At 50.2% G+C, this 17,996-nt stretch carries 19 protein-coding genes; 9 read left to right on the top strand and 10 right to left on the bottom strand.

What is annotated here, in order from left to right:
• The first annotated feature begins 215 nt into the window (after nucleotides 1-215).
• Complete coding sequence (yniD, locus tag OGX86_RS06100; protein WP_003030590.1) at nucleotides 216-323, top strand: small membrane protein YniD; 108 nt, start codon at nucleotides 216-218, stop codon at nucleotides 321-323.
• 164 nt (nucleotides 324-487) lie between these two features.
• On the opposite strand, the gene OGX86_RS06095 is transcribed toward yniD, so the two are convergent.
• Nucleotides 488-1,246, bottom strand: a complete 759-nt coding sequence (locus tag OGX86_RS06095; protein ID WP_003832568.1) for a DUF481 domain-containing protein — start codon at nucleotides 1,244-1,246, stop codon at nucleotides 488-490.
• 287 nt (nucleotides 1,247-1,533) lie between these two features.
• Here OGX86_RS06095 and pfkB point away from each other — a divergent pair, with 287 nt between their 5' ends.
• The gene (gene pfkB / locus OGX86_RS06090; RefSeq protein WP_048226753.1) at nucleotides 1,534-2,463 is read left to right on the top strand and encodes a 6-phosphofructokinase II; all 930 of its coding nucleotides are present in this window, start codon (nucleotides 1,534-1,536) and stop codon (nucleotides 2,461-2,463) included.
• A 268-nt stretch (nucleotides 2,464-2,731) separates the two neighbouring features.
• Nucleotides 2,732-3,592: a fructosamine kinase family protein gene (locus OGX86_RS06085; protein WP_003030598.1), complete on the top strand. Its 861-nt coding sequence runs from the start codon at nucleotides 2,732-2,734 to the stop codon at nucleotides 3,590-3,592.
• Nucleotides 3,593-3,656: 64 nt separating this feature from the next.
• Here OGX86_RS06085 and OGX86_RS06080 read toward each other — a convergent pair whose 3' ends face one another.
• On the bottom strand, nucleotides 3,657-4,193 hold the full coding sequence (locus OGX86_RS06080) for a YniB family protein (protein ID WP_008784573.1): 537 nt from the start codon (nucleotides 4,191-4,193) through the stop codon (nucleotides 3,657-3,659).
• 166 nt (nucleotides 4,194-4,359) lie between these two features.
• Between OGX86_RS06080 and hxpB the strand changes: the two genes are divergently transcribed.
• The 4 genes from hxpB to tcyP all read left to right on the top strand — a co-directional run bounded on the left by hxpB (nucleotide 4,360) and on the right by tcyP (nucleotide 8,146).
• Nucleotides 4,360-5,028 (top strand): hexitol phosphatase HxpB, encoded by a 669-nt coding sequence (hxpB, locus tag OGX86_RS06075; protein ID WP_197385035.1) that lies wholly within the window; start codon nucleotides 4,360-4,362, stop codon nucleotides 5,026-5,028.
• A 146-nt stretch (nucleotides 5,029-5,174) separates the two neighbouring features.
• Nucleotides 5,175-5,936 (top strand): 2-dehydro-3-deoxy-D-gluconate 5-dehydrogenase KduD, encoded by a 762-nt coding sequence (gene kduD / locus OGX86_RS06070; protein WP_048226754.1) that lies wholly within the window; start codon nucleotides 5,175-5,177, stop codon nucleotides 5,934-5,936.
• 83 nt (nucleotides 5,937-6,019) lie between these two features.
• A complete protein-coding gene (locus OGX86_RS06065; protein WP_128316686.1) occupies nucleotides 6,020-6,619 on the top strand; it encodes a metal-dependent hydrolase in 600 nt (199 codons plus the stop codon).
• Between the two features lie 135 nt (nucleotides 6,620-6,754).
• Nucleotides 6,755-8,146 (top strand): cystine/sulfocysteine:cation symporter, encoded by a 1,392-nt coding sequence (gene tcyP / locus OGX86_RS06060; RefSeq protein WP_006684833.1) that lies wholly within the window; start codon nucleotides 6,755-6,757, stop codon nucleotides 8,144-8,146.
• 63 nt (nucleotides 8,147-8,209) lie between these two features.
• Here tcyP and cedA read toward each other — a convergent pair whose 3' ends face one another.
• A complete protein-coding gene (gene cedA, locus OGX86_RS06055; RefSeq protein WP_071692181.1) occupies nucleotides 8,210-8,473 on the bottom strand; it encodes a cell division activator CedA in 264 nt (87 codons plus the stop codon).
• Between the two features lie 192 nt (nucleotides 8,474-8,665).
• Here cedA and katE point away from each other — a divergent pair, with 192 nt between their 5' ends.
• Nucleotides 8,666-10,924, top strand: a complete 2,259-nt coding sequence (gene katE / locus OGX86_RS06050; RefSeq protein WP_168978336.1) for a catalase HPII — start codon at nucleotides 8,666-8,668, stop codon at nucleotides 10,922-10,924.
• A 37-nt stretch (nucleotides 10,925-10,961) separates the two neighbouring features.
• Here katE and chbG read toward each other — a convergent pair whose 3' ends face one another.
• From chbG to osmE, 7 genes are all read right to left on the bottom strand, one after another.
• Nucleotides 10,962-11,720, bottom strand: a complete 759-nt coding sequence (gene chbG / locus OGX86_RS06045) for a chitin disaccharide deacetylase (RefSeq protein WP_168978337.1) — start codon at nucleotides 11,718-11,720, stop codon at nucleotides 10,962-10,964.
• Nucleotides 11,721-11,732: 12 nt separating this feature from the next.
• Entirely contained in the window at nucleotides 11,733-13,088 is a 1,356-nt protein-coding gene (locus tag OGX86_RS06040; RefSeq protein WP_032943151.1) for a 6-phospho-beta-glucosidase, read from the bottom strand.
• Nucleotides 13,089-13,212: 124 nt separating this feature from the next.
• Entirely contained in the window at nucleotides 13,213-14,055 is an 843-nt protein-coding gene (chbR, locus tag OGX86_RS06035; RefSeq protein WP_085951046.1) for a transcriptional regulator ChbR, read from the bottom strand.
• Between the two features lie 10 nt (nucleotides 14,056-14,065).
• Entirely contained in the window at nucleotides 14,066-14,413 is a 348-nt protein-coding gene (gene chbA, locus OGX86_RS06030; RefSeq protein WP_048214339.1) for a PTS N,N'-diacetylchitobiose transporter subunit IIA, read from the bottom strand.
• 54 nt (nucleotides 14,414-14,467) lie between these two features.
• Nucleotides 14,468-15,826 (bottom strand): PTS N,N'-diacetylchitobiose transporter subunit IIC, encoded by a 1,359-nt coding sequence (gene chbC / locus OGX86_RS06025; RefSeq protein WP_003030619.1) that lies wholly within the window; start codon nucleotides 15,824-15,826, stop codon nucleotides 14,468-14,470.
• A gap of 87 nt (nucleotides 15,827-15,913) precedes the next feature.
• Nucleotides 15,914-16,234 (bottom strand): PTS N,N'-diacetylchitobiose transporter subunit IIB, encoded by a 321-nt coding sequence (gene chbB / locus OGX86_RS06020; protein WP_003832547.1) that lies wholly within the window; start codon nucleotides 16,232-16,234, stop codon nucleotides 15,914-15,916.
• Nucleotides 16,235-16,532: 298 nt separating this feature from the next.
• The gene (gene osmE, locus OGX86_RS06015) at nucleotides 16,533-16,874 is read right to left on the bottom strand and encodes an osmotically-inducible lipoprotein OsmE (RefSeq protein WP_003030621.1); all 342 of its coding nucleotides are present in this window, start codon (nucleotides 16,872-16,874) and stop codon (nucleotides 16,533-16,535) included.
• Between the two features lie 211 nt (nucleotides 16,875-17,085).
• On the opposite strand from osmE, the gene nadE reads away from it, so the two are divergent.
• Entirely contained in the window at nucleotides 17,086-17,916 is an 831-nt protein-coding gene (gene nadE / locus OGX86_RS06010) for an NAD(+) synthase (RefSeq protein ID WP_032943150.1), read from the top strand.
• The last annotated feature ends 80 nt before the right edge of the window (nucleotides 17,917-17,996 follow it).

Below are 17,996 nucleotides of genomic sequence, written 5' to 3'. Positions count from 1 at the left end.
CCCGCTTCACTCTGCGAAATATGTCACTGGTCGCCTTAGAGACCACACTGGACCTACACCCGCTTTTTGATAACACCGTTTGACAGTGTACACGGCATTACGGGTCGATCAAAGCAACAATCAACGCGCGCTCTATGATGTAAATCAATTCACTGACACCCAACCGTCTTTGTTACACTTGCACAAAGTCATCTAACCTGAGCAGGAAAAAAACAATGCCCACAAATCGCTTTGCGAAGAAACACTGGAAGATGGTTGTGATTCTGCTCGTTATTTGTGCGGCCATGTTGATGCTGCGCTGGGCTGCGATGATCTGGGGCTAAATGACGCTCACCCACTGTTCCGCTTTCGTTTATTTATCGATTAATCGAATTTGTCTGAAAATAGTGCGTTATGACCAGATAAAAAAATAAAACGCAAATTAAATATTAAATAAACTTAACTTTAATTTAGGAAAGCCAGGTCATTTATTTGACCCGGCTTGTCATTACATCCGATAGCCGAGGGAAACTGTCGTGCGGCGATCGGTATGCTCCGGCGCTGTTGCCGGCGGTTCAGAGTTCCAGGTCACGTTGTAAGCCACCTTTAACCCAAAGTGCTCATTGATGGCAACGTTGAGGGCAGTTTCAGAGTTGAGCGTGGTATCGTCAGCGCCGAATACCGACACACCCTGAGTAAACTTGGTATTGTCCGTCATCTGCCATGCATAGGCCCCGGACGCATAGCCCAACGGCTGTGTTTCGGTGGTGCCATCCGTGTGCTCGTCATAGCGCACGCCAGGACCGAATTCGAAACGGAAGCTGTGCACAGGTCCGTTGAGGAACTGACGACCGTAACCTGCGGTCAGTACGTCACGCTCGCGATAACCGTTGTAACGGTCGGTCAACCAGCTTGCCTGCCCAAAGAGATAGTCATAGTCGGTCATGTTATAACGACTACGGCCACCTACGGCATATTTCTCCGATGAACGCTCATCATTTGAGGAGGTATTGCTGGCATTTCCCCACAGAGACCATGCGGTCGTTTGGCCGTACCAGGTCATCGTGGTATCTGCGGTTAAAGAAGAACTTTTTGTGTTGCCTGACTGGGCGAGATATCCCGCGTTCAGGTTACCTTCAAAGGGTTTTTTCGCGCTGGAAGGGTCATCCATGACAGTAAAAACGGAATCATCGGCTACAGCATGCATTGACGCAAGCAGGCCTCCCGTCAGCAGTAATGCTGCGGGCACTGTCTTCAAAAGCTTCATTTATTAAGAGTCCGTACAACAAAAAAAGAGACCATTACGGTCTCGGAAACTTTCATATGGATCAATGACAAAAGACCCTTGAAAGGTAACAAATTATAAAAAGACTCGAATAACATAGCAATAAATTCTTATTTCATTTTTTGAATAAGAGCGTTCCTAAACCTTTATTTTATTTATATATCTTTATGACGATAATTTTAAATAAAGATATGAAAAATCATGTTGTTAATTACTTCACTTTCGGGAGGTTAAGTGCCAGACTGAGTTCAGCCTAACAGGAGGTAAAGATGGTACGTATCTATACGTTAACACTTGCGCCCTCTCTCGATAGCGCAACAATCACCCCGCAAATTTACCCGGAAGGTAAGCTTCGTTGTACCTCGCCGGTTTTTGAACCCGGCGGCGGCGGTATCAACGTCGCTCGCGCAATTGCCCATCTTGGGGGAACCGCAACAGCGATTTTCCCCGCGGGGGGAGCAACCGGAGAACATCTTGTTGCATTGCTCGCCGACGAAAATGTTCCCGTATCTACCGTCGAAGCCAAAGACTGGACCCGACAAAATCTTCATGTCCACGTGGAGTCCAGCGGCGAACAATATCGTTTTGTCATGCCAGGCGCTGCGCTGACCGATGAAGAGTTCTACCAACTTCAGGATCAGGTGCTGGAAATTGAATCTGGCGCGCTGCTGGTCATCAGCGGCAGTTTGCCGCCCGGCGTACAGCTTGAGAAATTGACCCGACTCATTACCACCGCACAAAAACAGGGGATCCGCTGTATTGTCGACAGTTCAGGCGAAGCACTGACGGCGGCGTTAGCCATCGGCAATATCGAACTGGTCAAACCCAACCTCAAAGAACTGAGTGCGCTGGTTAACCGCGAACTGACACAGCCCGATGATGTGCGCAAAGCCGCACAGGAAATCGTGCAAAGCGGAAAAGCGCACCGCGTTGTGGTCTCGCTTGGGCCGCAAGGGGCGCTGGGTGTAGATCGCGATACCTGCGTTCAGGTGGTTCCGCCACCGGTGAAAAGTCAAAGTACCGTAGGCGCGGGCGACAGTATGGTCGGGGCCATGACGCTTAAACTGGCAGAGAACGCGCCTTTTGAGGATATTGTCCGTTACGGTGTCGCCGCCGGTAGCGCAGCAACCCTGAATCAGGGTACGCGTCTGTGCGCTTTGGACGATACGCAAAAAATATATGCATACCTTGCGCAGTAATGGCACCGTCCCCCTTTTAACAGAAGGGGGATGTTCCGGTAAAACTGTCGGCATGGGGGTTATACGTCTATGCTAAAAAATCACGTGATTACAAAGAAGTGAATCATGTGCAGTCAGGTGTCTCCACAACGGTACGGGGTGAAGAAGAACGACAAACATTAAGTGCCTTTCCAGCGATGACGCGTCCGTGGTGTGCGTCAGTTCGTGTTTTTTAACCGCATTCTTGCGCTAACCTTATGATCTGGCAGACAACATGGGGAGAGACATCATGTGGCAGGCTATCAGTCGTCTTTTAAGCGAGCAATTAGGTGAAGGCGAAATCGAACTGCGTAATGAACTGCCCGGCGGAGAGATCCACGCCGCATGGCATTTACGCTATGCGGGGCGAGATTTTTTCGTCAAATGCGATGAAAGAGAGCTGTTAACCGGCTTTACGGCAGAAGCCGATCAGTTGGAGCTACTTTCCCGCAGTCAAACTGTATCTGTACCGAAAGTCTGGGCAGTAGGCGCAGACAGAGATTACAGCTTTCTGGTGATGGATTTCCTCCCTCCCCGTCCGCTTGATGCGCATAACGCGTTTATCCTCGGTCAACAGCTTGCGCATTTGCACGAATGGAGCGACCAGCCTCAGTTTGGTCTCGACTTCGATAACGCGCTCTCTACCACGCCGCAGCCAAATACCTGGCAACGTCGCTGGTCAACCTTTTTCGCTGAGCAGCGTATAGGCTGGCAGCTGGAACTCGCCGCTGAAAAAGGCATTGCGTTTGGCAATATTGATGCCATCGTCGAACATGTCCAGCAACGTCTCTCTTCTCATCAGCCGCAGCCGTCTCTCCTGCACGGTGATTTGTGGTCCGGGAACTGCGCCCTCGGCCCGAACGGTCCGTACATCTTTGACCCTGCCTGCTACTGGGGGGACAGAGAGTGTGACCTGGCAATGCTGCCGTTACATACCGATCAGCCGCCGCAAATTTATGACGGTTACCAGTCTGTCTCGCCACTACCGCTGGATTTTCTCGACAGGCAGCCAATCTACCAGCTCTATACGCTGCTGAATCGGGCAATTCTGTTCGGGGGACAGCATTTGGTTGTGGCGCAGAAAGCGCTGGATAGATTACTGGCGGCTTAACGACGTACCGTGTTGCTTATCAGGCCTGCCGTTTCGCAACGTGGCAGGCCCGATAGAGTGGCACTTACAAAAAGCCCAGCAGTGAGAAGAAGAAGTAGCCGATCACGATAACGATCACCGGCAGAATATAAAGCGGGAAAATTTGTAAGAAGATCGTATGGTGCGGTACCACAATTCGCGACTCAAGTTGCTCGCGGGATAATCCTTCACTGCCCTTTGCTTGTTCCAGAATTAGCTGATCCTCAACGCCTTCGCGTAAGAAACGCGCCTGGCGGCTCATTCTGGCGCCTGAGTCCTGCAACGCCAGGCCGATAAAAATCAGAATGAATATCAGCCAAAAAACGAGATTCAGTCCACTTTGAAAATCGGGCGTTGGCGAGTTATACCAGAACACGTTAAGAAAAGGTGTGTTCACCCGCATCATGTCGATCATCACATGGGCAAAATCGAGCATGACCGCGTTAATCCCTTCCTGCTTTTCGCTGTGCGCGTACATAAACTTCAGTACTGAAACCAGCGTTGAAATCAGCGCGGGAATGAAAACCACCCATCCCACCAGCCTTTTCAAGATGGCAATGCGTCCAGCTTGTTGATACGTCATGAGTTCCCCTTGATTAAGACGTGTCATTTTGGCCTAAGTTTACCCGTTGATTACCGTTTTCGCCTGATCTTTAAAGGCGGTATACTTCTGAATTAGCCATAATGAACGCTCAGAGTCCGTCCACGCTGGCTCTAATCCCTTTTATCACCGTAAAGGAGAGGTTGTAATGTCAACCCCGCGTCAAATTCTTGCTGCAATTTTCGATATGGATGGGTTACTGGTCGATTCTGAACCGCTTTGGGATCAGGCTGAACTGGATGTGATAGCAAGTTTAGGCGTTGATATCTCCCGCCGCCATGAACTTCCCGATACCCTTGGCTTACGCATCGACATGGTGGTTGATTTGTGGTTTGCGCAGCAACCCTGGAACGGCCCCTCACGTCAGGAAGTCACCGAGAGCATCATTACCCGGGCCATTGCGTTGGTTGAAGAGACAAAACCGCTGCTGCCAGGCGTTCGTGAAGCTGTGGCACTGTGCAAATCTCAGGGAATCAAAGTAGGACTGGCATCCGCCTCGCCGCTACATATGCTGGAAAAAGTGCTGACCATGTTTGATCTGCGCGATGACTTCGACGCGCTGGCTTCTGCAGAAAAACTGCCTTACAGCAAACCGCACCCACAAGTTTACCTCGATTGTGCGGCGAAACTGGGCATTGACCCGTTAAACTGCGTAGCACTGGAAGACTCAGTGAACGGCATGATTGCCTCGAAAGCTGCCCGTATGCGTTCCATCGTCGTACCAGCACATGAGAATCAGGACGATCCTCGCTTCGTTCTTGCCGACGTCAAACTAACCTCGCTCACCGAACTCACAGCCGCTCATCTGCGCGGCTAATCCTGTAACGGGCAATGATCGTATTGCCCGTCTTTTCAGACTTTCGTTTTTAAAACACTGTTTCATTTTTAATTGTATTTCTGTTTAACCTCTCCTATCCTTGCCCTATAGCGCAAGCGTTAATGACATAAATAGTTGAGGTAAACATGATTCATGAAGCTTTTCGTCTCGAGGGTAAAGTCGCCATCGTCACTGGATGTGACACCGGCCTCGGGCAGGGTATGGCAGTGGCGCTGGCTGAAGCGGGCTGCGATGTAGTCGGCGTGAATCGTAAAATACCGCATGAAACCGCAGAGAAAATTAACGCCCTCGGTCGACGCTTTATGGCCATTCAGGCCGACCTCAGTCAACAAGATGCTCTCACCAGCATCGTGACACAAACGGTGTCGGCGTTTGGCCGGGTCGATATTCTGGTCAACAATGCAGGAACTATACGCCGTCAGGATGCGCTGGACTTCAGTGAAAAAGATTGGGATGACGTGATGAATCTGAATCTCAAATCCGTTTTCTTTCTGTCGCAGGCCGTGGCGCGCCAGTTTGTGGCGCAGGGCAATGGTGGAAAAATCATTAACATTGCCTCGATGCTCTCTTTTCAGGGGGGTATCCGTGTACCTTCCTATACCGCATCAAAAAGCGGCGTTCTGGGCATCACTCGCCTGCTCGCCAATGAATGGGCGGCCAAAGGAATTAATGTCAATGCTATCGCGCCCGGCTATATGGCGACCAACAACACCCAGCAACTGCGCGCAGACAGCGAGCGCAATAAGGAGATTATCGATCGTATTCCCGCAGGGCGCTGGGGCACGCCGGATGATCTAAAAGGTCCGGTCGTGTTCCTCGCAAGTCCCGCCTCTGACTATATTCATGGCTATACGCTGGCCGTGGACGGTGGTTGGCTGGCGCGGTAAAGGCGCACTTGTGACAAAGGGTTACAACGTCACCTCTTCCGCCTACTGTATAAAACCCCTATACTGTATGAATCGACAGTTTATTGGGTTTTATCATGACGGCGGAAGGCCACCTTCTTTTTTCTATTGCCTGTGCGGTATTTGCCAAAAATGCCGAGCTAACGCCCGTTCTTGCGCAGGGTGACTGGTGGCATATTGTCCCTTCAGCCATTTTGACATGTCTGCTACCGGATATCGATCATCCCAAATCCCTGCTCGGCCAGCGTCTTAAGTGGATATCAAAACCCATTGCCCGCGCATTTGGCCATCGCGGGTTTACGCATAGCCTGCTGGCAGTCTTTGCCCTGCTGGCCACGTTTTACCTGAAAGTTCCTGATACCTGGATAATACCGGCCGATGCCTTACAAGGTATGGTACTCGGCTATCTTAGTCACATTCTGGCTGACATGCTGACTCCAGCAGGCGTCCCCCTGCTTTGGCCCTGCCGCTGGCGTTTTCGTCTGCCCATCCTCGTGCCGCAAAAAGGCAATCAACTGGAGCGGTTTCTGTGCATGGCACTGTTCGCGTGGGCAATCTGGATGCCGCAGACCGTACAAGAGAACAGCGCGGTACGCTGGTCTTCGCAGATGATTAATACGCTACAAATGCAGTTCAATCGTTTCATAGCGCATCAGATTGACTAATAAATCAGCCAAAAAGTCATTTTCGGTATAAACAATTCCATTTGAATATAAGAGGCAAGTCACAGTTCTGCTAATCTTGCGCCAACAGAATCACCTTTAAACGGTGATACGCATAATAAGATCAGGAGAACGGGGATGAACTTTCCATTAATCGCGAACATTATCGTGTTCGTAGTGCTGCTGTTCGTGCTGGCGCAAGCCCGTCACAAACAGTGGAGTCTAGCCAAAAAAGTACTGGTCGGTCTGGTCATGGGTGTCGTGTTCGGCCTTGCGCTGCACACCATTTATGGCTCCGACAGCCAGGTTCTTAAAGATTCAGTACAGTGGTTCAACATTGTCGGCAACGGTTATGTCCAACTGCTGCAGATGATTGTTATGCCGCTGGTATTTGCGTCTATTCTCAGCGCCGTTGCTCGTCTGCACAACGCCTCTCAGTTAGGTAAAATCAGTTTCCTGACCATCGGAACGCTGCTGTTTACTACGCTGATTGCCGCGCTGGTAGGTGTTCTGGTGACCAACCTGTTCGGCCTGACCGCCGAAGGTCTGGTGCAAGGTGGTGCCGAAACCGCACGTCTGAACGCGATTGAAACCAACTATGTTGGCAAAGTAGCTGACCTCAGCGTTCCGCAACTGGTGCTGTCGTTTATTCCGAAAAACCCGTTTGCCGATCTGACTGGCGCGAACCCGACGTCGATTATCAGCGTGGTTATCTTCGCTGCATTCCTCGGTGTAGCCGCACTAAAACTGCTGAAAGATGATGCACCAAAAGGCGAGCGCGTTCTGGTCGCTATCGATACCCTGCAAAGCTGGGTGATGAAACTGGTCCGTCTGGTGATGCAGTTGACGCCGTACGGTGTTCTGGCACTGATGACCAAAGTGGTTGCAGGTTCCAACCTGCAGGACATCATCAAGCTGGGTAGCTTCGTCGTGGCCTCTTATCTCGGTCTGGGCATTATGTTCGTGGTTCACGGGATTCTGCTGGGTGTGAACGGCGTTAGCCCGTTAAAATACTTCCGCAAAGTGTGGCCGGTGCTGACTTTCGCCTTCACCAGCCGTTCCAGCGCAGCCTCAATTCCGCTGAACGTTGAAGCGCAGACCCGTCGTCTGGGCGTGCCTGAATCCATCGCCTCATTTGCCGCCTCGTTTGGTGCCACGATTGGTCAGAACGGTTGTGCGGGCCTGTACCCGGCAATGCTGGCAGTAATGGTTGCACCGACAGTCGGTATCAACCCACTGGACCCAATGTGGATTGCCACGCTGGTTGGTATCGTGACCGTGAGCTCCGCAGGGGTTGCGGGTGTCGGTGGCGGTGCAACATTTGCCGCGCTGATCGTCCTGCCCGCTATGGGTCTGCCAGTCACGCTGGTTGCGCTGCTGATCTCCGTTGAGCCGCTGATCGATATGGGTCGTACCGCGCTGAACGTAAGCGGTTCCATGACTGCCGGTACGCTGACCAGCCAATGGCTCAAGCAGACTGATAAAACGATTCTGGACAGCGACGATAACGCCGAACTGGCGCATCGCTAAGTCTGTCAGCTAAAAAACAAAAAACCGCCGGAGTATCATGCTCCGGCGGTTTTTTTATATCCATTAATCCCTTAGTTCATTTTCCTGGCGAACCTGATTAGCCCAGCGCTGTGCTGATTCCGGGACCGTAAATGCAGGCGAACGTTGAAACGCCTCCCCCATTAAGACAAAAGCGACATATTTTCCGCGTAGTATCCATACGTCACGAAACGCATCCATTTTAACCGCATGCTCTGGTGGCGCGGGCTCCACGCGAGGAACATAGCTGATAACCGGACGATTTTGTTGGCGAAGAGGTTTCATAATCAGTTGCTTCACTAAAGACAAATTCTAAAAATCAGAAAACCGCTATCTTAGCCGATTTTGCCGCCTTGCGTCCTGCCTTGCGTGCGCTGTTTGCCTGGTTCATCGCGCTTTACGTCATCGGCCTGTACCTGCGCCGCTGAGTGAGTGGTCTATAGTTAAAGCTTTTGACAGCAGCAACGACCCTTTCAGCAATGAAACCAGGAGACGAGTTTAATGTCACAGAATGATAAGCATCCACTCCATCACTCAGCGCCGGTTCATGATGCCAGCGAATCCCAGCCAGGACTTGATTCACTGGCACCCACAGACGGTTCACATCGGTCAACACCTGAACCCACGCCGCCAGGTATGCAGCCCACTACGTCCGGCAGTTTAAAAGCGCCGGATATCAAAAGTGACAAACTCAATGCACTGGACAGTTTTCGTAAAGGAAGCGAAGATTTTGCTCTGACAACTAATCAGGGTGTGCGAATCGCAGACGATCAAAACTCTCTGCGTGCAGGTAATCGCGGGCCAACCCTGCTGGAAGACTTTATCCTGCGGGAAAAGATTACCCATTTTGATCATGAACGCATCCCGGAGCGGATTGTACATGCCCGAGGTTCTGCCGCTCATGGTTACTTTCAGTCCTATGCCAACCTGAGTGCGACGACGAAAGCGGACTTTCTAAGTGATGAAAATAAAATCACCCCGGTTTTTGTCCGATTCTCTACCGTTCAGGGCGGCGCAGGCTCTGCGGATACGGTCAGAGATATACGGGGATTTGCGACCAAGTTTTACACTGAAGAGGGCATTTTCGACCTGGTGGGAAACAATACTCCCATCTTCTTTATTCAGGATGCCCATAAATTCCCGGATTTCGTCCATGCGGTTAAACCGGAGCCGCATTGGGCTATCCCGCAGGGCCAAAGCGCCCATGACACCTTCTGGGATTATGTCTCATTACAGCCTGAAACGTTGCACAACGTCATATGGGCAATGTCCGATCGGGGTATTCCGCGCAGCTATCGCACGATGGAAGGCTTCGGTATTCACACATTTCGGTTGATTAATGCGCAAGGGAAAGCCACCTTTGTCCGTTTCCACTGGAAACCGCTGGCAGGCAAAGCCTCGCTGGTATGGGATGAAGCGCAAAAACTTACTGGTCGGGATCCCGACTTTCATCGCCGCGATCTGTGGGAAGCTATCGAAGCGGGCGATTATCCGGAATATGAACTGGGACTACAGCTGATTCCCGAAGAAGATGAATTTAAGTTCGATTTTGACCTGCTCGATCCGACCAAGCTGATCCCGGAAGAGCTGGTTCCGGTGCAACGCGTCGGTAAAATGGTGCTGAACCGCAATCCTGATAATTTCTTCGCCGAAAATGAACAAGTCGCTTTTCATCCCGGACATATCGTCCCTGGTATCGATTTTACTAACGATCCCCTGCTGCAGGGTCGCTTGTTCTCCTATACCGATACCCAAATTAGTCGCCTGGGCGGGCCCAATTTCCATGAAATCCCGATTAATCGCCCGACCTGTCCGTACCATAATTTCCAGCGTGACGGCATGCATCGTATGGACATCGATACCAATCCAGCCAACTATGAACCGAATTCCATCAATGATAACTGGCCGCGTGAAACGCCGCCGGGGCCAAAACGCGGTGGATTTGAGTCGTATCAGGAACGGATTGAAGGAAACAAAATCCGCGAACGTAGCCCCTCTTTTGGAGAATACTATGCGCACCCTCGCCTGTTCTGGCTAAGTCAGACGCCAATTGAACAGCAGCATATTATCGGCGGATTCAGTTTCGAACTCAGTAAGGTTACGCGCCCCTATATTCGGGAAAGAGTGGTCGAACAGTTAGCTCATATTGATACTGCCCTCGCCGAGGCGGTTGCCGATAATCTCGGTTTTAAGCTAACCAAGGAACAGGCCAGCATTGCGCCACCGCCCAACGTCAACGGTTTGAAAAATGCACCGTCACTCAGTTTATATGCAGGTGCGCAAGGTGAGATTAAGGGCCGCGTGGTCGCCATCCTACTTAATGACCAGGTGAAATCGAGCGACCTGCTCGCCATCATGCAAGCCCTACAGGCCAAAGGCGTTCATGCCAAATTGCTCTATTCCCGAATGGGTAAGGTAGTTGCCGATGATGGATCTGCTCTGACGATCGCCGGTACTTTTGCGGGTTCGCCATCCCTGACGGTAGATGCGGTTATCGTTCCATGCGGTAATCTCGCGGACATCATTAAGAACGGTGATGCCCGATATTATTTACTCGAAGCGTATAAGCACTTAAAACCTATCGCCCTGGCCGGCGATGCTCGTCAGTTTAAAGCAACGTTGAATATCAAAAATGAAGGAGAAGAAGGCGTGGTAGAAGCGGACAGTGCAGACGCACAGTTTATGGATACCCTGCTGACGCTGATGACCGCGCACCGCGTCTGGTCACGTGCCGGAAAAATAGAAACGATTCCCGCCTAAAAAAATGCGGCGCACGATTGCGCCGCAAACTCAGGAATTACACGTTCAGAAAACTGCCAAGACGATAACCGCGCTCCGCAATTGCATATTTCAGTGACGAAGACGTCAGCACGTCGAGCTCAGTTAAGCGGGGGTAACAGTAGGCACTTTGACGAATAATGTCATCGATAAAGGCCGGATGACACATCACTTCCAGCGAAGACTCTCCCCGGTCGGCTGACGCATCCAGCGTCTGTAAAAACAGAGCCTCGGAAATCGCTTCGCCGTAAAACTCGCTGCTGAATCCCTGGGAGGTACGTAACGTTTCCGGAAAATCAGACGCCTGAAACACGGTCTGACGATCGATACGCAATGCAATCCCCTTCTCGGCAGCAAACCCGGCTACGATAGGGAAAATTTGCGAGAACATATGCACATGGTGATGGCTATCCAGATGCGTCGGCTCCCGCCCGAACAGGTCAATAAAACGCTGATACTGCGCGGCCAGTTCCTGAGAAATTTCATCCAGCGGCAAAGTGTCCTCCTCTGCCATCTGCCAGATCCATTTCCCCAGTAATCCGTCACGGGTAAGGCCCGGCATTGCCGTCAACGGCCTACCCAGCGTCAGAACAAAATGCATCCCGACGGCAAGTGCAGGTATGTCGCGACTCAGCTGTACCGCATGGTCAATCGCCGCACCGTTAACCAGTGCCGTTGTCGAGGTGACAACGCCATTACGACAGGCTTCAACAATGCCGTAGTTTTGTCCTTTACTCAGGCCAAAATCATCCGCATTCACTATCAGTACGCGTTCCATAGCCGACCTCAGTTAGTGTTGTTCGCTTTTGAGTTTCTCAATGCACCCGGCGAAGTTTGGCAACCATTTTTCATGCGCCAGGATTAGCTCACGCGCCAGAATCTCGGCATCGCTGTCAGAATGCACCAGCGGACTCAGGTTTAACGCCAGCAGCACATCATTCAGCTCGCCGCTCAATGCCGCATTGCTCGCCGCAACCTCAAAGCCTTTAATGGTGTAGATAAGGCCAAGTACTTTCTCATCAAAATGGGTAATACGTGGGTGCGGCGTAGCACCGTTACGTCCGAGCGTGCAGGTCATCTCAACCGCCCAGTCCGCAGGAATGTTATCAACATGTCCATGATGTGGAATGTTGACGTAGTGCTCGGTCTGTTTGTCGTTGTAGATGGCGTTGATCACTTCACAGGCCGCATCGGAGTAATACGCGCCACCGCGCTGCTCCAGCTCTTTCGGCTTAACGTTTAACTCAGGATTTTTGTAGAGATCAAACAGTTGTTTTTCTACTTTTTGTACTACCTGGGCACGTGCGCCGCCCTTATAGTACTCGCCCATTTCGATCGCCAGCATCTCTTTTGGCTTGAAGTAGTACAGCAAATACGAGCACGGCAGCAGCTTCAGCGAACGAATCAACCCTTCGCTGAACGGCAGGTCGAAAATGTTCTTCACGGTGGAAGCTTTCAGTTGTCCAGAAGCCACGCCGTCCAGCAGTTCATCAAAGCGCGATGTACCGTTCACCAGCACGTCTTTAATAAAGACCATGTGGTTCAGACCGAACAGATCGATGGATAAATCATCGCTCTCTTTCAGCGCCAGCACATCGCTAATGAACATTTTCATGCCGACAGGAATATTACACACGCCGATGAATTTCTTGAAATTCGTGTGGCGATAAACCGCTTCAGTCACCATCCCTGCCGGGTTAGTAAAGTTAATCACCCAGGCATTCGGGCACAGTTCTTCCACATCTTTAATAATGTCAAAGATAACCGGAATGGTACGCAGACCTTTGAACAGCCCACCCGCACCGTTGGTTTCCTGTCCCAGATAACCGTGGCTCAGCGGAATGCGTTCATCCTTTTCACGGGCTTTCAGTTGCCCTACGCGCAGTTGGGTGGTAACGAAATCAGCATCTTTCAGTGCTTCACGGCGGTCCAGCGTTTTAAACAACTTCATCGGTACGCCGGCTTTGTCGATCATGCGTTGGCATAGGTCAAAAATAATGTCCAGCTTCTCTTTTCCACCGTCGACATCAACCAGCCACAACTCAGAAACCGGTAATTCATGATAGCGCTTAATAAAGCCTTCAAGTAATTCAGGGGTGTAGCTGCTCCCGCCACCGATAGTGACGACTTTTAATTTCTGGCTCATACTTTCTCCCTTCAGTGTCAAAACACTGACGTGTATTATGCTCAACCCGTTTGTCAGGTATAGCGTGGCTGTCCCGACGCTATTTTGGGCAAGCTATAAAAAATGGGTTATTGGCAAATAATATCTACTGATTAAATTCAGTTAATTTCTTACGGTAGCTATTCGGTGTAAACGACGTCAGCTTTTTAAACGTTTTAATAAACAGGCTTGGACTACTGTAGCCAGACTCGTAAGCAATATCCGTTACAGAATAGTTCGTCATTTCCAGCTGTTTTTTAGCAAAGTTAATGCGGATTTCATTAATAATCTGCATCGGCGTTTTGCTGTAATAACGCTGGGTAGCGCGGGTCAGATACTCCTGGGATTTCGCGGACAGGTGTACCATATTTTCCAGCGCATTCTCGCTAAACTGCCGTTTGTCGTGCATGGTCTCGACGGTGGTTTTAAGCCACTGCGGAATATCATCCAGCACCTGCTCTTCGCGATGATGGCGTAACCGATTAATAATATAGAAGGTGACCACTTCTACAAATTCATCCAGCCCGCTCTCACGAAAGTTCAGTGATGCAATAACCGTTTCAATGTAGGTAAGAAACGAGTTATTCGCCCGGTAGACCTGCGATGCAACGAAACAAAATGGCAGCAGCGGGTGATAGTGCTGTTCAAAAAAACGTTTACTGATGCCGACGTTAAGGATCCTTGTCGCACCAAAATCATAAAAACTCTGGTGGTGCGAGCCCAACGGGATAAAGACAAAGTCTCCACGTTCTAGCAGTACGCGTTTACCGTTGATTTCCTGATAATAGCGCCCGGTTAAAACCAGGGTAAACTCATAGTAGTCATGCTGATGCAGCCCACTGATGCTCTCAGTTTTGTTATAGATGAACACATGGAAATTTTTGCCATTAAACAGCTGCTGTTCATAAACGGTTTTGATTTCCGGTGCGTTAATCTGTAGCTGCATTATGCACTCCTCGCTATTTCAGCTTTTCGTGAAGCTCAATCAGTTCAGTCACCAGCTCACGCGCCAGCATTGATGTCATCAGATGGTCCTGCGCGTGGACCAGCACCAGGCTAACTTTCATTTTACCTTCGCCCTGATCGCCTTCAATCAATTTCGTTTGCACGAGGTGCGCTTCGTTCAGCGCCAGACGAGACTGGTCCATCATGGCCCTGGCCGACTCAAAATCACCTTGCTTGGCCATTTTGAGTGCCCCGTACGCCAGGCTACGCGCCTGACCGGAGTTGATGATGAGGCCCATCACCACTTCTTCAAGTTCTTCTGCTTCTGACTGCGTATCGACGATATTCTCGATATCCAACATACTTTTTTCCTCTGGTTCAGTCCGGCATGACCGTAAAGCCATGCCGGATTAAATTTAGAATTTTAATGCGTTAGCGATATCTTCTTCGCTTTCTTCTTGGTCAATAACGTTCTGCGCTTTGTTGGCTACCACCACGAACGGCAGGTAAACCAGCGTTGCGATACCGAGGTTGAACAGCGCGACCAGCAGAGCAGCGACGCTACCGTTTGTGTTAAAGAACGCGCCCAAACCGGTTGGCATAGTCCACGGTGCAATGTTGGTAATCGGTGGAATAATGCCTGAGTAGTAAGCTGCCAGCGTAATCGCCGCCAGAATCGGTTGCACCAGAATGAACGGGATAAACATCACCGGGTTCATGATGATCGGCAGACCGAACAGGATAGGTTCGTTAATCTGGAACAGACCTGACGGCAGTGCCAGTTTAGCAACCTGACGATAGTCAGGACGACGCGATGCCAGGAAGATAGCGATAATCAGACCCAGCGTTGCCCCACTACCCCCAAGGAAAATATAGGAGTCGAGCATCGGTTTCGCCCAGACGTGGAACGTCTTACCGGCTTCCAGCGCGGCATCTACGGAACCAAACTGTTGGTAGATAGAGATGTTTTCCAGCGCCCATGGCGTCATGATACCGCTGTCCAGCGCAGTCAGCGCCAGTGAACCGTGAATACCGAAGAACCACAGCAGCGGAACAAAAATCACGTAGGCCCAGCCCACCACGCTGCCCAGCGATGCCAGCGGCGTTGAAATGGAATCCATAATGATCTGGTGGAAGTTCGTACCCCAGGTGTTCAATGCCCAGGCGATGATCCCCATAATGGAGAGGATAAGGAAGCCAGGAATCAGCGCAGAGAAAGAGCGCGAAACGGATGTCGGTACGCTATCAGGTAATTTAATGACCCAATTGCGACGAACCACAAAGGTGAACATTTCCGCGACCGCAAGGCCGATAATAATACCGGAAATAATATTGGCACCGCCGAGCCAGTTCGCGCCAACGGCATAGGCTTCACCCACACTATAAGGTGTTACGGTCATAAACGCGGCGACGGATAACAGCCCGGCAGCCAGTGAGTCGACTTTACGTTCTTCTGCCAGCGCCATGCCGATAAAGAACGGTGCCATCAATGACATGATACCCAGCGTTCCGTTATAGACATTTCCACCAATGCCTTTCAAGCTATTCAAAGTTTCAATAGTTGAAGCATCAAGTCGAATGCCCATTGAATAAAAAAACGACCCCTCCCCAAAGCTCAGGAAAACGTTATTGATTAATACAAACATGGCCCCTGCGAGGGTTAACGGCATTAAACGAATAAAGCCGTTCTTGATTGCATTAACGTGTGGCTGCTTTCCAATTTTTACAGCAAAAGGAAGGAGTACCTTTTCAAGTGAAGCAATAGCGTTACTCATAGAAAAATACCCTTAAATACCGCAATTAAAAATTGCGGTGAATGTTAATGAAATAACTCTTTGACGGGAAAAATTAAAATAAAATAATTAATTTGCTGCGGCTTTTTTAATTGCTGCAACAGCAGCCTTAAGCACGCCTAAACCATCGACTTTGCCATACAGCAGCGAGTCAATCACTTCCACAGGCTTGTTGGGTAACAAACGCTGAATTTCGGGCAACATATAAGCAATTTGTGGACCTAATAACACGACATCGGCGACAGGACCTTTTTCTCCGGCCAGCGTTTCAGGAAATGCTTCAATAATAACCGGTACTTCGTATTTTTCGGCCTGAGCACGCATCTTCGAAACCAACAATGAAGTCGACATGCCCGCAGAACAAAACAGATAAATGTGTTTCTTTTCCATTAAAACGATCCTCATGTGCGATTATCTGTCAACCAGACACTCCGCAAGCCATAACCTGCATCCATGCTCTGGGTAACTTGCGTCAGCTAAATTACTTTTTTAGGTGGCTGAAATGAGTATACGGGATTGCACCGGCGGATGGTATTTCCTTGACCAACTAAATTGTCTCTCCTTGACCTGTCGTTATGACCCCCCTCACATTTCAGGCAAATAATTCGCGGCAATAAATAAGATCGTTCGGCACAAAAAAACCGGCGCGAAGGCCGGTTCTTCTGAATGCTCAGGCAATAAGCAGTTGTTACTTCTTCGCCGCCTGCGGGTCAGTGTCGTACTCTGCGCAGGTCTGGTAACCGGAGTTAATCACATGTCCGGTGTCGTCTAAAGCAACAAAATAGGTTTCAGCTTTACCATCTCGTTGACCCAGGATGTAGGTCTGGCATGTCCCGCGCGCATGAATCATACTGACTTCAGAAGAAGGTTTACCGGCAATCTGAGCCACCTGCGCCCTGCTCATCCCTTTCTTCACATCTTTCACCACGGGCTGAACAAATTGGTCTTTGGTGCGATCGTAGGCCGTACATCCTGCCAGCATAGTCAAAACAGCCGCTGCGCTTAGAATTCCTGTTAGGTTCTTGTTCATATTCCGTCCTCTTGTATTTCAGCGTGTTATATAAGCCTGGAGCACAACAACACATTTTTCAAGCAATCAGATGATACTTAGGTCGTTTCGGAAAATTCTATTAAAACAAAATGATGTTAGATCAGGCCTGCATCCCTTGTCGTTTGGGTCCCAACGCGTTAGCTTTAACACATCATTTTTTTTGATCATTTCATTTTTCGGAGGAGGTTAAATGACTCTGCAGCAAGAGATAATCCAGGCGCTTGGCGCAAAACCGCAAATTAATGCAGAAGAGGAAATTCGCCGCAGCGTGGATTTCTTGAAATCCTACCTGCAAACCTACCCTTTTCTGAAATCACTGGTATTAGGGATAAGCGGCGGACAGGACTCAACGCTCGCGGGAAAACTTTGCCAGATGGCTATTTCCGAGCTTCGCGAAGAAACGGGGAATGACGCGCTGCAGTTTATTGCCGTACGTCTGCCGTATGGCGTTCAGGCTGATGAACAGGACTGTCAGGATGCCATCGCCTTTATCCAACCTGACCGCGTGCTCACAGTAAATATTAAGGGTGCGGTACTGGCCAGTGAACAGGCCCTGCGTGAAGCGGGTATTGAACTGAGCGATTTTGTCCGTGGCAATGAAAAAGCCCGTGAACGTATGAAGGCCCAGTACAGTATCGCCGGAATGACCAGCGGTGTTGTCGTGGGTACCGATCATGCAGCAGAAGCCATCACCGGATTTTTCACCAAATACGGCGATGGCGGTACTGACATTAACCCTATTTTCCGCCTGAACAAGCGTCAGGGTAAGCAGCTTCTTGCCGCGCTGGGTTGCCCGGAACATTTATATAAGAAAGCGCCAACCGCCGACCTCGAAGACGATCGCCCTTCTCTGCCGGATGAAGCCGCATTAGGCGTCACCTATGACAACATCGACGATTATCTGGAAGGAAAAACGCTGGCTGCCGACATCGCGAAAAAAATTGAAGGCTGGTATCTGAAGACCGAGCACAAACGTCGCACACCGATCACGGTGTTTGATGACTTCTGGAAAAAAGCGTAATTTTTTTAATCACATATCGCCGGATAGCACTGGGATCACCGCTGTCCGGCCCCTCCCCCTGGTCTGATGCCGCTTTTTTA

This window comes from Citrobacter sp. Cpo040 (assembly GCF_030332915.1).
GTDB lineage: Bacteria > Pseudomonadota > Gammaproteobacteria > Enterobacterales > Enterobacteriaceae > Citrobacter > Citrobacter portucalensis.
This window is presented reverse-complemented; position numbering and strand designations above follow the sequence as displayed.